The sequence below is a fragment of the Cyclobacterium sp. 1_MG-2023 genome (assembly GCF_030546805.1).
Taxonomy (GTDB): domain Bacteria; phylum Bacteroidota; class Bacteroidia; order Cytophagales; family Cyclobacteriaceae; genus Cyclobacterium.
The window spans coordinates 265,706-280,898 of sequence record NZ_JAUOPC010000004.1 but is presented as its reverse complement, the minus strand read 5'-3'; the positions used below and the strand labels follow the sequence as shown (position 1 = coordinate 280,898).

The window sequence follows — 15,193 nt, the reverse complement described above, 5'->3', positions numbered from 1 at the left end:
GGTAATTCTATGGTTTAAATGAAATTAAAGGCCTCAAATTACGGCTAAATTTTGTACTCCCGAAAACTTCATTTTTTTGGTTGACGGGATATTTTTAATTTTGGGATAAAATTATTGGCCTTGAAAATATGTTGAGGTAATAATGGAGCAAAACTGGTAGTAAAAATTAAATCTATTGGTATCGCACAAAATTATTACCAATTTGTGAATTATTTAAATCTTCACTATGCGCTTTATAATCATTACAATTTTTTTTATTTCAATGGCCCTCTTTTTCAGCGTGCATATTTCACCTGAAACATGGGACTATACCGGCCTTTTGCCATTGCTCATTCCTGTATTTTTAATGCTTAATATTTTTCTTGTCGTCTTATTGCTTTTCGGAAGATTTCGCTTAATTATTTACCCGGTCTTGGCATTAATTATTGGCTGGAAATTTCTCGTGATTACTTTTCAGTGGAATGAGCCGGATACAAACACTGAAGGTTTTACTTTTTTGAGTTACAATACCATGTTATTTAACAATAGCTGGGGCAATGGAAACGAAAATAAGATCACAAATTCCATAAAATGGGCAAAAGAAAACCCCTCGGATATCAAATGCTTTCAGGAGTTTTACCAAGATTACACCACCCCTTCGAGAAATTCCTTAAAGATGATCAGTGATAATGGGGCTTATGAATATGCCTATTATTCTGCAAATGGGAATGAAAAAAAGAAATCCTATGGCATTGCTATATTCAGTAAATACCCAATCATAAATAGCGGTAAGGTCTTTGACAATAAAAGAAATAACGGAGCCATGTTTGCCGATATTAAAATCAACCAAGATACCATTAGGGTTTACAATACCCATTTGGAGTCCATGAATATCAAAGCTGCAGATCTTGACAATCTGGATGGAATAAAAAATCAATACCGGTCTACCATTAAAAAATTAAAGGAGGGAATAAAGCTAAGGACCTCCCAGATGCTGCTATTAAAAAAGCACATGGTAGATAGCCCATACCCGCTTATTTTAGCAGGCGATTTTAATGATTTGCCTTACAGTTATACTTACTTCAAACTCAGGGAGGATTTAGAAAATGCTTTTGAAAGCAAAGGCAGAGGCTTTGGTTTTACCTACAATAAGGTTTTGTTTTTCCTGCGCATAGACAATATGTTTTTTGATAAGGCCTTGGAAGTTTTACAATTTAAGACTTTAAGAGAGGTCGATTATTCAGATCATTATCCAATTTCTGCGGTATTTGCCTTTCCTAGTCAGCAGAAAGTCGACGATTAACTTTCTGCTGAATCACATTTTTGAAGGGTATCAGTAAAACCGGCAGCCAGAACAAATCTGCCAAAACAGCAAAAATCAAAGAAAGACTTACCAATACCCCGGTAAACCAAGGGATTTCCAAATCACTAAATGTCAACATTGCAAAACCTGAAACCAAAATAATGGTCGTTAATACTATGGCTTTACCGGTGGTCTGGAAAGTATTAAATAAGGCGGTTGGCAAGTCTTGACCTTTCATCATTTGCATCCTTAGGTTGGTCATAAAATGAATACTATCGTCCACTGCGATGCCAAAGGCAATGGCAAAAACGATGGAGGTGGACAGTTTAAATTCTATTCCAAACCAATACATGACACATCCTACCCAAACCAAGGGAACGATATTTGGCAAAAGGACTAGAAAAGACACCCTCCAAGATCTAAAAAGAAATCCAATGATGATGCCCACAAGCAAAAAGGCAAAACCAAGACCTGTGAAAACTTTATAGGTCACCAGTTCATGGCTTTTATCAATTAAGAAAGAAGTCCCTGTTAACCTGACTTGGAGCAGCTTCCCGTCAATATTCTTTGCTACAAAATCTTCTAATTTTTGCTTTTGCCATTTGCCTATTAAACTCCCATTGTCTGCTGTTCTTGAAGAAAGCCTGCCTTCTGTTTTATCTTCCGTCCACAATTTTAAATTTTGGGTTTTGCCAATTCTTTCTATCAAGGGCTGCATTCTTTCGTAAGCCAGTGCAGAAGGCAAAGTAAAAGCCTTTGCGTTCCCTCGGTTTTGTGCTTTATTGACCGCTTTTACAGCAGTCAAAGGAGACATAATAAAGGCTGAGTTGTAATTCTCACCGATAAATTCCTCCAACTTTTTTATTTCTTGAAGCACTTGATAATCCAACAAGCTCCCACTATCATCTGCCGTCTGAAGGTATATTTCCAAGGGCTTGGATCCTCCATAGTTTTCGTCAAAAAATCGAAAGTCCTCCAAGAGGGCATGGCCTTCCGGAAGACTATCCAACAAATACCCATTTGTTTTCACCCGGGACATACAATACCCTGCCACTAGCGTAATCAGCACAAATCCAATGAAAACAAGCTTCCGTTTGTTTACTGTGTTCACATACAAGTACTTCAATAGTCCGGCCCATCTCTTTGCCCATAATTCCCGATTGGAGGATGGCAAAGGAGGAAGATGATAAAGGGCAAAGGGCAATATGGAAAACAGGGCCAAGAACATAAACATTACACCACAACCGGTATACACACCAAACCACATCAAACTGGGAACATTGGTGAAATACAAGGACACAAAGCCCAGTGAAGTAGTGAGGGCTGTTAAAAAGACCGGCAGTCCAAGGGCTTTAAATGCCTTATAAATGGCTTCCTCTTTCGGAAGTTTTGAGGTCAAAGCGCTTTGGTAATGATTGACCACATGAACCATTCCGCTAAGTCCTATCACCATTAAAATGGGCGGTTGCATGACGGACATCACATCCAATTCTCCACCCGTCAAAAGCAGAAAGGCGAGACTCCAAAAAATACCGGTGATGATAATGATAAATGGTAAAATTACTCCCCACCAAGAACGATACATCAACCAGAGTAAAAACAATACGCCACACATGGCAAAAGCCAAGAAGAATGAAAATTCTTCCTGAAGCAAAGCTACAAATGCCCCTTGGGCCTTGATTTTCCCTGCAGTCTTAAAGCCATCAAATTCATAGGTTTTTAATTGTTGTTCAATGTTTGCATACAAGGCGTCTCCCTGCTCTTTGGTAATCATTTGTTTGTTTTCTACCAATAGCAGAAGGGTATTGCTTTGCTCATCAAACAAATTCCCCTTCCACTGCCTGTCTTTCTTGATATTTTCAGCACTTTTGGAGAGGGTTTCACCTGAAGACCAGTCTAGCAAAGGCCTGTAATTAATCCCAAATGGGCCGATAACCGGTTCTTTCTGCTCAAGGATTGAAATCACCTTATCAACACCTTCCATTTGATGCAGTTCCCGAGAAAATGCCAATGCCTCTGCTAAAAATGCACTATCAAATATTCCACGCTCATTTTTGAGTGCCAGCAACAAATAATCATTGTCATTTTGGAAAGTAGTCCTATATTCTTGGTAAAAATCCAAATCAGGATCATCCTGTTGAAAAAAATTTTCAAAGTCATAATTAAAACTTACACCCTGCCAAGAAAGTACAAAGAATACGGACAGGATCCCTGCAAAACCAAGCGCCCGGTTGGAAATTTTTCTATTCATTATTTGCGCTGTTTAGTCTTAAGACACGATTAAAACTTTCCATCTTTATATTTTTCAGCTTAGAAAGAAGAAAAAGTAAACTTAGGATAATATTTTTTAGCTGATGTATTCAATTCTTTATTATTGTCCATTAAAACAGCTGCGTTGATCAAAGGTTTTGGCAGCTTGCATAATTTACCATAATTTAGGGCCAAAAATTAGGCACACATGAAAAAAATCACGGTACTTTTTCTTGCAGTCATGAGTATCCATTTCTTATTCGACCAAGAAATTTTTGCCCAATCCCAAAGGTGGCAGCAATCGGTAAGTTATCAAATGGATATTGAAATGGATGTAAAAACCAATCAATATACGGGAAAGCAAACCATTGCCTATAGCAATAATTCTCCGGACACACTCAATCAACTCTTTTTTCACCTTTATTACAATGCTTTTCAGCCGAATAGCATGATGGATGTTCGCTCAAGGTCCATTTCAGACCCTGACAGGCGAGTTGGGGATAGAATATCCAAGCTCTCGCCAGAGGAAATCGGTTTTATCCATGTGGAATCCTTGTTATTAAACGGACAGGAGGTTGAGATGGAAGAGGTAGGAACCATACTGGAAGTGAAGTTACCGGAACCCATATTGCCACATAGTACGGTACTATTAGAAAGCGAATTTAAAGCACAAGTGCCCCTTCAAATCCGTAGAGCGGGAAGAGACAATGCAGAGGGCATTAGGTATTCCATGTCACAATGGTATCCTAAGCTGGCCAATTATGATGAACAAGGTTGGCACGCAAATCCTTATATCGGAAGGGAGTTTTACGGGATTTGGGGAGATTTTGATGTAAAAATCACCATTGATAAATCTTATATCCTTGGAGGAACCGGCTACCTTCAAAATAACAATGAGATAGGATATGGTTACGAAGACGAAGGTGTAGTGGTAAAGAAACCTTCCGGAGGTTCCCATACCTGGCATTTTTATGCCCCAAAGGTTCATGATTTCATGTGGGCAGCAGATCCAAATTATACCCATGAGAAATTGGTGACAGAGGATGGTATTACACTACATCACCTCTATGTCAAAAGCAAGGAAACAAAAAACAACTGGCCAAAACTTAAGGAGTATACGGCCAAAACCATGGCTTATTTGAGTGAAAGATATGGAGCCTACCCTTACAAGCAATATTCTGTCATCCAAGGTGGTGATGGGGGCATGGAATATCCCATGGCAACTTTAATAACAGGCCACAGATCAATGGGCAGCTTGGTGGGAGTAATGATGCATGAATTGGCTCACAGTTGGTTCCAAGGGGTATTGGCCTCTAATGAATCCCTTTATCCTTGGATGGACGAAGGATTTACTACCTATGCAAGTACCCTGAGTATGGCCGCTAATTACCTTAAACCTTCTGCCAAAGGCCCATTGAAAGAAACGCCTTTAATAGGAGCATATATAGGTTACGAAAGACTAGTCGAATCCGGTCTTGAAGAGCCACTTTCTACCCATTCAGATCATTTTCATACCAATGCGGCTTATGGCAATGCTTCTTATTCCAAGGGAGCATTATTTTTAGCCCAATTGGGTTATATTATTGGTGAAGAAACCAGAAACAAGGCCATGTTAAGGTATTGGGAAGCCTGGAAATTCAAACATCCCAACGTAAATGATTTTATCCGAATCATGGAAAAAGAGAGCGGGATTGAGCTGGACTGGTACAAGGAATATTGGGTCAACTCTACCAAAACAATTGATTATGCCATCTCCACAGTAACCGAAAAAGAAAATGACCTGGCCGTGGTGCTGAAAAGAAAAGGTCTAATGCCTATGCCAATAGACCTTGTTGTGACCTATGAAAATGGTGAAAAAGAAAGTTATTATTTTCCATTGGCGATTATGCGCGGTGGCAAAGTAGCGGAAAGCGATTTGCCTGAAAGAGTAAAGACAAGCCGATGGCCCTGGACAAACGAAACCATAGAAATTAGTATTGACCAATCCTCATCAAAAGTGGCATCCATTCAAATTGACCCTTCAGAGCGAATGGCTGATATTGACAAGTCCAACAACCTATGGACAACAGCCAAGTAAGTTTGTACAATAGATTAATTAGGCCCTCATCAAGTTTACCACTTTTTGAGGGCTTTTTTTTAGCTAAAAACTTGGAATTCACTATTTTTAGATGGAAGGTTTCAACCCCCTTCAACAGACCGGACCAGAAAACAGCAATCCCTTTCATCCACACCAACAATCCTTCAACACCTTAAAAAACCGATCACATAAATAAAATTTGTAATTTTTTCTTTTAATCATTGGGATTTTTATCATTATATATCTACCTTATGAAAGGATTAGTAACCATTAAACATCTAGACATGAGAGTAGCCACTTTATTCATTTTCTGTTTTTCGCTTATTACCGTTGGATTGTATGCACAAGATCTTCCTGAAATAGAAAGGCAGACTAGGGACAAAACCTACCATTTCCAAGAATTTGAATCCATGCAGCTTGATGCATTTGATCCTGACAAGGTTTCTGTCACGACTAGCAATGAGGGGGATTTAGCATTTGAAAGATCACCGACTATGGTTGCACCAATGGGAAACTATAGGGATTTTAAAATCATTAAAATCACACTTCCTCCAAAATCAGCTATTGTGCCCAATAAAGACATTAGGCTTCCTGAGCCCAAACAATATTTAGTGAAACGGCTTGTGAAGGCCAAAGAAAATTGAATTTTTTAATTGATTTAGATTTTTGATTTAAGGTTAAAGGTATTGGGTTTCACCCAATACCATTTTTTTTGTCAACCATTTTATTATAAAGCTTAATAATCTGATTTTCATAGAATTTAGGTTGGGTTTTATAAACAACTGCCATACATTTTTATCTTAGGTTAAAATTGTTCTAATTGAAGCAAACAAAGTTTCAGATCTATGAACAGCAATAAATCTAATTTTTTAGTACCCGGTCAAATCACCAATGAAAAGCTTTCAAGTACAGGAGTTTCCGGAAAAACTGAAAATTGTTCTTTTAAGGTATCAGTTTACAATGAAACCACTATCCGAGTCCAAGTTTCACTTAAGGATAAATTTAGCCCAAACCCTTACAGTGTCATTGCTTCTCCTGATGAGGTTAAATTTTCTTGGAAAGAAAAAAATGACTACTACATTTTAAAAACAAAAAAGATAGAATTAATACTTGAAAAAAATAATTTCAGGTTAATCTTTAAAAACATCTCGGGAACTACCCTTAGTGAGGACGCTGAACTTTTTGGTGTCAATTGGCAAGGCACAGCAGTAAGTTGTTATAAGAAACTTAAGCAATGGGAGAAATTCATCGGTTTAGGAGAAAAAACAGGTGGTTTGAACCGGTATGGTCAAACCTATACCAACTGGAACACAGATTATTTTGGCTATGGAACCAATGCCGACCCTTTGTACTTATCCCTTCCCTTTTATATAGGCTTACACCATGATAATTGTTATGGTATCTTCTTTGACAACAGCCATAAAAGTACTTTTAATTTTGGTGCCGGAAACAATCGCTTTTCCTATTTCACCGCAGAGGATGGGGATCTGGACTATTATTTTATCCATGAAAAGGATGTTGGGGGAATCATTTCAGCCTACACCACATTGACAGGCAAAACCCCAATGCCTCCTAAGTGGGCTTTGGGCTATCAGCAATGCCGGTACTCCTATTATCCTGACAAAGAGGTTATCCGCTTGGCCAAAACCTTTCGAGAAAAAGAAATCCCCGCTGACACCATTTATCTGGACATTCACCATATGGAAGAATGCAAGGTTTTTACTTTCGATAAAAAGCGATTTGAGAAACCCACTGAACTGATCAAACACCTTAAGGATTTAGGGTTTAAAGTGGTGGTCATACTGGATCCGGGTATAAAGGTAGACGAGGACTACCTTCCTTATACAGAAGGAAATGAACAACAGTTGTTTATAAAATATCCCGATGGAAAAAATTATGAGGGACAGGTGTGGCCGGGCTGGTGTGCCTTTCCGGATTTCACTAAGCCTGAAACAAGAGAATGGTGGGCAGAAAAGTTAAATTTTTATTTACAGGCCGGGGTAGATGGTTTTTGGACAGACATGAATGAGCCGGCAACCTGGGGCCAAACCATCCCTGACCTCGTTCAGTTTAATTATGAAGGACAGATTGCCAGCCACAAAAAAAGTAGAAATGTATATGGCTTACAGATGGCAAGAAGTACGAATAATGGGCTAGCCAACTATCACCAAGGTAAAAGACCTTTTGTTTTGACCCGTTCCGGCTTTGCAGGCATACAACGCTATGCAGCGGTCTGGACAGGAGACAATGTGGCCAGTGATGAACATATGCTGGCCGGCGTAAGGCTGGTAAATAGCCTGGGCTTAGGGGGTATTTCCTTTGCAGGATACGATATCGGAGGATTTGTTGGCAACACCCAACCAAAATTATTCGCTCGATGGATAGCAATAGCTACCTTCTGCCCTTTGTTTCGGGCACATACCATGATCAATAGCAATGCCTCAGAACCTTGGGCTTTTGGTGAAGAAGTGGAACAAATTTCCAAGAATTATATCCGGTTGAGATACAAACTATTGCCTTTAATTTATACCGCTTTCTACAGGAGTTATGAATCGGGCATTCCTCTTAGTAAAAGCCTTTCTATTGATTATTCCTTTGACGACAAAGTCTACCATGGCGCTTTTGAAAACCAATACCTATTTTGCGAACATCTATTGGTGACCGCAGTGGAAAGCTACAAGGAAATTACTAAAATCTACTTGCCAGAAGGAACATGGTATCATTTTTTTACTGGAGAAAAGTTAAATGGGAATCAAGAATTGCTTTGGGAATGCCCTATTGAATACCTCCCGGTATTTGTTAAAGCCGGGGCGATTCTACCCATGCAATCTGTAAAAAACCATACTGAAGACGTTAAAGATGGTCAGATAAACATACACATTTACAAAGGAATGGGCCTATCCGAACAATTAATTTTTGAAGATGATGGAAAAAGCACAGCCTACCAAAAATCATCTTTTTCCAAAACTCTGATCCGAATGGACTTCACCACAAACAAACTAAGCATTGAGAAAATTGTAGCTAATTATGAGAGTGAATACCATACTGCCAATTTTTTCTTCCATGGAATGCAGCTTCATAAGGCGAGCTTAGAAAAGAAAAGGATTGAAATAAGCCATAAGAATGTGGCTTTCTTGGATGAAATCTCAGAATATGACCCCTTACCTGAGGCTGACCACGCATTTAAAATCTGTCAAAATGTCTCGGGATTTTCTATAAGCCTTGAGGGTAAAGAAAGCAGATGCATTCATTTGAACTAATAGGGCATAAAAAAACCTCTCTAATGATTTAGAGAGGTTTTACAATTTTATTTCTCTTTGTTATAATACTTTAAAGCTTCATCCATCTGACTATTCAGTTTAGCTATTCGTTTTTCCGGACCAGGGTGAGTGGATAAAAACTCAGGCGGTCTGGAAGATGCATCAGATTGAGCATTCATTCTTTCCCAAAAATCAGGGGCTTCTCTAGGGTCATATCCTGCAATAGACATAAAAATCAAACCCAGCTGATCTGCCTCCAGCTCTTGATCCCTTCCAAATTTCAACATTCCAACTTGACCACCGATTCCCACTGCTTGCAAAAATATGGTTTCAGTTAAGCTTGGATCTTCGCCCATGGCCACCTGCAGCCCACCAATTAAACCATTGGCGACCAATCCTTGAGACATTCTTTCCCTGGCATGACTTGCAATGGCATGTGCCACCTCATGGCCCATCACCACGGCAATACCCGTCTCATCTTCACAAATGGGAAGAATACCTGTATAAAAGGCCACTTTTCCTCCGGGCATACACCAAGCATTCACCTGATCGCTCTCCAAAAGGTTAAAGTCCCATTCGAAACCCTCTGTTATTGAAGAATAGCCATTATCTTTCAAATAGGTATCTACTGCATTTGCTATCCGGTTGCCTACATTCACTACCTGCTGCCCTTCTTTGGTATTGGTAAGCACCTTGCTTTCTTTTAATACCTGTCCGTACTGATCGTAAGCCAAAGGCAAAACCTCAGAATTGCTTACAATGCTAAGCTGCTTTCTTCCACTCAATGGAACAGTTGCACAACCATAAACAATGAGGCCTACAAAAAGAAGTGTTAATATTTTTTTCATGTGTAATAAATTTCAGATCAAGATAACAATTACATAAGCTCCAAAAAAGGTGCCAGATAAATTATAAAGTTCAAAAATAGGCACTTTGTTCGAAAACTTGCACTTTTTTTGGTTCCTGTGTATGGACTTAATTGTTAGAAACCTCGGCTTATCTCCTTTTTTGGAAAGACAATTTGCTGAGGTTTTAATCAATTCATTTTTCTCCACTTAAATAAAGAACTGCCCTGCATATTTCTCTCCTGGATTAATTGTTAATTAAACAATTAAAATTTAACTCCGTTGCTATATAGTTCACTTTATATGCTTAAATTAAAGACCATGAACAAGCATCAACAGTCCTTTGCCCGTTTGGTCACCCAATCTTTTTCATTTTTTGGGTACATGCTAAAGAATCTACCTTCAATTATTTTTTGGGGTATACGCGTGAAGGATATTAACTTGGATTCCTGTCATACTACCTTACCATTTAATTGGCGAACAAAAAACCCATTTAAATCCATATACTTCGCAGCTTTGTGTGGAGCAGCAGAACTTTCTTCCGGTTTACTTTGCAAATTGCATTTGGCAGGAAATGGCAATTTCTCTATGCTTGTGGTTGACATGAATGCACAATTCCTCAAAAAAGCCAGCAACCCTATCTTAATGAAATGTGAAGATGGCCGGCGGATTAAAGAGACCCTTGCCGCTCTTAGCAAGCAAGGGGATATCGCCACGCTCAAAACAACAATTCATGGCCACGACTCCCATAATGAAATCGTGGCCAAATTTGAGATTACCTGGTCCTTTAAAAGGAAATAGTACTTTAACTTATTAAGTAGGTATTCCTGCTTGTTTGTTGATTATATCAACCAATTGATGGCTTTGCACTACCCCGGCTTTTCTCCACACCACCTTACCTTTTTGGAACAATATCAGTGTAGGAACGCTTTTTACTTGAAACCTACTGGCGGCCATCGGGTTTTTATCAACATCAATTTTTATAATCTTTGCTTTTCCTCCTATTTTCCCGGCCGTTTCTGTAAGTATGGGCTGCATCATTTTGCAAGGACCACACCAAGTGGCGTAAAAGTCCACCAATACAGGTTGATCACCTTTGATTATTTCTGAAAAACTCTTTCCCTTTGCCATATTTGTAAGCTTTAAATCTAAAACAAAATTATTGTTTTCATAGGAAAACATCAGTGATATACCTCACAAAGTAAAAGCCAACCCTTACAATGACAGATAATATTTTTTGATAATGGATATATGGTGTTCCATATGCCCAAAAATGATATGTAGGAGAGCGCTTAGCGGCATAGGTTTAGCGTCCACAGAGCCAATATTATGGATTTGATCCTCCGGAATGGCCTCAATAAAGTTCCAAAGCAATTTACGATGCAACAAAAAAGTATCAAGTAATTCATTTATTGACTGAGAATTAAAAGCTGCCGTTTTGACATAATTGTCTTGATCGAATCCCGGAAAGTCACTTTTTTCACCTCGGCTTATACTCAGGGCTCTGAAATGCATTATTTTCTCGGTATCGATAATATGCCCCAACAATTCATTAAAAGACCACTTGTTTGTTTTGTAACTAAGCAAAGCTTTCTCAGTCGTCAAATTACCGAATAAGTTTTTAACAAATTGTTCTTGCGCTACGGACAAGGTCTTTAAATCCTTTTCAGCAACCAAATCAATATAACCTTTGTAAAAGAGCGGGTACTCTTTCGGCAGGGGAATTTTAGGTCCTTTAGTAGTCTCCATAATTTTGTTAATTTTGTAGAATAAATTTAAATATAATCATTCGATATGAATCCATTATTGGCAAAATTTAATACACCGTTTGAAACGGCTCCATTTGATAAAATTAAAAATGAACATTTCCTTCCGGCCATTCAAAAAGGTATCGAAGAAGTAAAAGAAGAAATAAAAAAGATCAAAACCTCAAGTCCGCCGGATTTTGAAAACACCATTGTAGCCCTAGAAAACGCCGGTGAAAAGCTTTCAAGAGCAGCTTCCATTTTTTTCAATATCAATGCCGCTGAAACCAATGATGAAATACAACAGTTGGCCAGAGAAATCTCCCCTCTATTGTCTGCGCACAGCAATGACATACTTTTGGATGAAACCCTTTTCAACAGAGTTAAGGCTGTTTTTGACCAAAGAGAGCAGTTAAAATTAAACTCGGAGCAAAGCACTCTTCTGGAAAAAAGTTACAAATCCTTTATAAGAAATGGAGCACTTTTAAAAGGGGATGACAAGGAGCGGCTTAGAGCCATTGACCAGAAATTGTCTAAGCTTGGTTTACATTTCGGAGAAAATGTTTTGAAGGAGACCAATAAATATGAACTGGTTATTTCAGAAGCCAAAGACCTTGAAGGCTTACCTGATGGATTGATTGAAGCCGCTGCACAAACGGCCCAAGAAAAAGGAAAAGAAGGAAAATGGGTTTTTACACTTGCTTTCCCAAGCTATGTTCCTTTCATGACTTATGCTAAAAACAGGGAACTGAGGAAGGAAATTTATATCGCCTATAACACAAAATCGGCAAAAGGTGATGATTTGGATAACCGCCAAATCATCAAAGACATTCTTAAGCTAAAGGATGAAAGAGCAAAGCTTTTAGGTTATGACAATTATGCTGATTTTGTCCTAGAAGAAAGAATGGCTGAAGATGGAGAAAAAGTATTAAATTTTTTGGATGAATTGTTAGAAAAGGCGAAACCTCGCGCACTTGCAGAACTAAAGGAATTGGAAGCCTTTGCCAAAAAAACCGATGGAATAGAAAAGCTGTTTAAATGGGATATCAGCTATTATGCTGAAAAATTGAAGATGGAAAAATATGCGGTGGATGACGAGTTACTCAAACCCTATTTTGAATTAAACCGCACCATAGATGGAGTATTCACAACCGCAGAAAAACTTTATGGCATTACATTTAAGGAAAACAAAGATATTCCTGTTTACCACCCTGATGTAAAAGCCTATGAGGTTAAAGATGAAAATGATGCGCACCTTGCGGTGTTTTACGCCGATTTTTTCCCAAGAGCAGGCAAAAGAAATGGCGCATGGATGACCGTATACAGGGGCCAAAAAAAGATAGGAGATAAAGAAAAGCGACCTCATGTCTCTATCGTCTGTAATTTCACAAAACCTACCAAAACAAAACCAAGCCTTCTGACTTTCAATGAAGTCACCACTTTGTTTCATGAGTTTGGTCATGCCCTTCACGGTATGCTGGCTCAAGGCACTTATGGATCCTTATCCGGCACAAATGTCTATTGGGATTTTGTGGAACTTCCTTCTCAAATTTTTGAAAATTGGTGCTATGAAGAAGCCTGTCTTGACTTGTTTGCCAAGCATTATGAAACAGGAGAACCCATTCCAAAGTCTTATATAGAAAACATTAAAAAAGCGGCCAATTTTCATCAAGGTTTTCAAACGGCTAGACAAATCAGCTTAGGGCAACTGGACATGGCCTACCACACCACTGCACCTGATGCAATTGATGATGTATTTGAATTTGAAAATGAGGTCATGAAGCCCACTGCTTTGCTGGACCCTGTCCCAAACACCATGATTAGCACCTCTTTCTCCCATATCTTTCAAGGAGGTTATGCAGCAGGATATTACAGTTACAAATGGGCTGAAGTATTGGATGCAGACGCTTTCGAATTATTTCAGGAAAAAGGTGTTTTCGACAAAGAAACTGCACAATCTTTTAAAGATAATATCCTATCCATGGGGGGCAAAGAACATCCTTCAATTTTATACAAACGTTTTAGGGGAAGAGCCCCAAAACCTGATGCACTCATCAAAAGAGCAGGTTTGGAAGTGTAAAATTAGGTGCCAATTAAATCATTGCTACTTAACCCGGCTGAGTCAACAACGCTGTTGGATTGGCCGGGATTAATATTCTAGCTTTGGCTACAAATACAAAAGGGGCTCGAATGGCCCCTTTTTAAACTTGTTTCGGAAAAACCTGTCTAAGTCCGTATGTAGGAAAAAATATATTGGTCTTTTAAATGATAATAAAACCAATTATCAACAACCAGATTAGGGCTGAAACCATTAGTAATATGGTGAATTGCTTATCTTTCATGTCCCCGAAATTTTAATTCTTTATATACAATTAATGTATGAAAAATAGCCCACAAAAACAAATATTATCAAAATATAATTTTAATATTCTAGAAAATTCAAATTTTTAATTTTATTGATTAGTTAATTTTTTGACCAAAACATTAACTAAGCTTCAAATACCTCAATTTATATTAAGGAATCATTATTATTTTGATTCATTCAATGTAAAACAAAATTCACCCCTTTTTTCCGGACTTAGTATTGAATAGCCCCAACTCGTGGTAATGTTTCTGATTCTGAGACATATTGTCTGCAGCCCATTTGATCTTCTTCGATTGTGGAAACTTTCTTACCGGACAATTCTCTACTTGACAATAATGACAGCAAGGATCTGGAATACAAGGGTCTGCATGAACAAAAACTTCGGTTTTTCCAGGGAGATTTTCTTCCAACACTTCCTCCACATCATGCACACAATCATGGACCTGCACAAGGTCATAATAATAAGGAAGCGTAAGGTGCAAGTCAACATGATTGTCTCCTCCATATTTCTGAACCCTCATATTGTGAATATCTATCCAATTTTTTTGTCGGTGATTATTCAGTATTTGAACTGTTTTATTAATGGTTTTTGGATTGGACTCATCCATTAGTCCTGCAACTGACTTCCTGACCAAAAAATAACCGTTATAAATGATATAAAAAGCAAAAAGGGATGAAATAATGCTGTCCAAGATGTACCAACCGGTAAAGTAAATGATGGCAATTCCCAAAATTAAAACAAAACTACTGATGGCATCGGTTGAAATATGTTTACCGTCAGCTTCCAATGTTAGGCTATTTAACTCCTTTCCTTTTCGCTGCAATACATAACCCAAAACCCCATTTACCACACCTGAACACCCAATCAACACCATTCCCAAAGGCAATTCAATTAGCGCTTGAGGAAACATTATGGATTTCAATGATTGGTAAAGGATAAAGATTCCAGCCACTATAATCAAAGTCCCTTCGATTCCTGCACTAAAAAATTCGATTTTACCATGCCCATAAGGATGATTCTTATCTTTAGGTATGGCACTTAGCCTTACACTGTAAAGGGCAAAAAATGAAGCCACTACATTAACAATGCTTTCCAAAGCATCCGTAAGTATGGCATTGGATCCTGTCAAGAGATAGGAATAAAATTTAACTACCAATAAAATTATACTGATAGCAACTGACCAAAGAATAATTCGCTGCTTTTCTGAATCCACACCTGCCACTATTTACTTTTCAAAATTAGTCTTATTTAGGGAATTGAGAAAGGTAAGACCATAATTAAAATTTAGGGCACTCCTAATTTTTAAGTAATCATCCTACCTTAGTCGAAAGAGGTGTAAAAAGGAGATCTGTCAGCTTATAACTAAAA

The 15,193-nt window shown here is 38.3% G+C and carries 11 protein-coding genes; 6 read left to right on the top strand and 5 right to left on the bottom strand.

Annotated elements, in window-relative coordinates; translation table 11 throughout:
• The first annotated feature begins 226 nt into the window (after positions 1-226).
• Positions 227-1,282: an endonuclease/exonuclease/phosphatase family protein gene (locus Q4534_RS07810; RefSeq protein WP_303612607.1), complete on the top strand. Its 1,056-nt coding sequence runs from the start codon at positions 227-229 to the stop codon at positions 1,280-1,282.
• On the opposite strand, the gene Q4534_RS07805 is transcribed toward Q4534_RS07810, so the two are convergent.
• Entirely contained in the window at positions 1,257-3,533 is a 2,277-nt protein-coding gene (locus Q4534_RS07805) for an RND family transporter (protein WP_303612606.1), read from the bottom strand. The two genes, Q4534_RS07810 and Q4534_RS07805, sit on opposite strands and share 26 nt — an antisense overlap.
• 207 nt (positions 3,534-3,740) lie before the next feature.
• Here Q4534_RS07805 and Q4534_RS07800 point away from each other — a divergent pair, with 207 nt between their 5' ends.
• The 3 genes from Q4534_RS07800 (at position 3,741) to Q4534_RS07790 (ending at position 8,869) form a co-directional block, all read left to right on the top strand.
• A complete protein-coding gene (locus tag Q4534_RS07800) occupies positions 3,741-5,609 on the top strand; it encodes a M1 family metallopeptidase (RefSeq protein ID WP_303612605.1) in 1,869 nt (622 codons plus the stop codon).
• Between the two features lie 251 nt (positions 5,610-5,860).
• Positions 5,861-6,253, top strand: a complete 393-nt coding sequence (locus Q4534_RS07795) for a hypothetical protein (RefSeq protein WP_303612604.1) — start codon at positions 5,861-5,863, stop codon at positions 6,251-6,253.
• A 201-nt stretch (positions 6,254-6,454) separates the two neighbouring features.
• The gene (locus Q4534_RS07790) at positions 6,455-8,869 is read left to right on the top strand and encodes a glycoside hydrolase family 31 protein (RefSeq protein ID WP_303612603.1); all 2,415 of its coding nucleotides are present in this window, start codon (positions 6,455-6,457) and stop codon (positions 8,867-8,869) included.
• Positions 8,870-8,916: 47 nt separating this feature from the next.
• Here the strand turns inward: Q4534_RS07790 and Q4534_RS07785 are convergent, their stop codons facing one another.
• Positions 8,917-9,717, bottom strand: coding sequence for a M48 family metallopeptidase (locus tag Q4534_RS07785; RefSeq protein ID WP_303612602.1), 801 nt, complete (start codon positions 9,715-9,717; stop codon positions 8,917-8,919).
• Positions 9,718-10,035: 318 nt separating this feature from the next.
• Between Q4534_RS07785 and Q4534_RS07780 the strand changes: the two genes are divergently transcribed.
• Entirely contained in the window at positions 10,036-10,515 is a 480-nt protein-coding gene (locus tag Q4534_RS07780; protein ID WP_303612601.1) for a PaaI family thioesterase, read from the top strand.
• A 12-nt stretch (positions 10,516-10,527) separates the two neighbouring features.
• On the opposite strand, the gene trxA is transcribed toward Q4534_RS07780, so the two are convergent.
• Positions 10,528-10,896, bottom strand: coding sequence for a thioredoxin (trxA, locus tag Q4534_RS07775; RefSeq protein ID WP_303612600.1), 369 nt, complete (start codon positions 10,894-10,896; stop codon positions 10,528-10,530).
• Between the two features lie 33 nt (positions 10,897-10,929).
• The gene (locus tag Q4534_RS07770) at positions 10,930-11,463 is read right to left on the bottom strand and encodes a DinB family protein (RefSeq protein WP_303612599.1); all 534 of its coding nucleotides are present in this window, start codon (positions 11,461-11,463) and stop codon (positions 10,930-10,932) included.
• A gap of 45 nt (positions 11,464-11,508) precedes the next feature.
• Here Q4534_RS07770 and Q4534_RS07765 point away from each other — a divergent pair, with 45 nt between their 5' ends.
• Positions 11,509-13,539, top strand: coding sequence for a M3 family metallopeptidase (locus Q4534_RS07765; RefSeq protein WP_303612598.1), 2,031 nt, complete (start codon positions 11,509-11,511; stop codon positions 13,537-13,539).
• A 479-nt stretch (positions 13,540-14,018) separates the two neighbouring features.
• Here the strand turns inward: Q4534_RS07765 and Q4534_RS07760 are convergent, their stop codons facing one another.
• A complete protein-coding gene (locus Q4534_RS07760) occupies positions 14,019-15,038 on the bottom strand; it encodes a cation diffusion facilitator family transporter (RefSeq protein WP_303612597.1) in 1,020 nt (339 codons plus the stop codon).
• Positions 15,039-15,193: the final 155 nt, after the last annotated feature.

What these genes read in the sequence shown, in the direction of transcription:
- Q4534_RS07770 (WP_303612599.1), bottom strand. Translation starts at nt 11,463, where the DNA reads ATGGAGACTACTAAAGGACCTAAAATTCCCCTGCCGAAAGAGTACCCG.
- Q4534_RS07800 (WP_303612605.1), top strand. Translation starts at nt 3,741, where the DNA reads ATGAAAAAAATCACGGTACTTTTTCTTGCAGTCATGAGTATCCATTTC.
- Q4534_RS07795 (WP_303612604.1), top strand. Translation starts at nt 5,861, where the DNA reads ATGAAAGGATTAGTAACCATTAAACATCTAGACATGAGAGTAGCCACT.
- Q4534_RS07805 (WP_303612606.1), bottom strand. Translation starts at nt 3,533, where the DNA reads ATGAATAGAAAAATTTCCAACCGGGCGCTTGGTTTTGCAGGGATCCTG.
- Q4534_RS07780 (WP_303612601.1), top strand. Translation starts at nt 10,036, where the DNA reads ATGAACAAGCATCAACAGTCCTTTGCCCGTTTGGTCACCCAATCTTTT.
- Q4534_RS07785 (WP_303612602.1), bottom strand. Translation starts at nt 9,717, where the DNA reads ATGAAAAAAATATTAACACTTCTTTTTGTAGGCCTCATTGTTTATGGT.
- trxA (WP_303612600.1), bottom strand. Translation starts at nt 10,896, where the DNA reads ATGTTTTCCTATGAAAACAATAATTTTGTTTTAGATTTAAAGCTTACA.
- Q4534_RS07810 (WP_303612607.1), top strand. Translation starts at nt 227, where the DNA reads ATGCGCTTTATAATCATTACAATTTTTTTTATTTCAATGGCCCTCTTT.
- Q4534_RS07790 (WP_303612603.1), top strand. Translation starts at nt 6,455, where the DNA reads ATGAACAGCAATAAATCTAATTTTTTAGTACCCGGTCAAATCACCAAT.
- Q4534_RS07765 (WP_303612598.1), top strand. Translation starts at nt 11,509, where the DNA reads ATGAATCCATTATTGGCAAAATTTAATACACCGTTTGAAACGGCTCCA.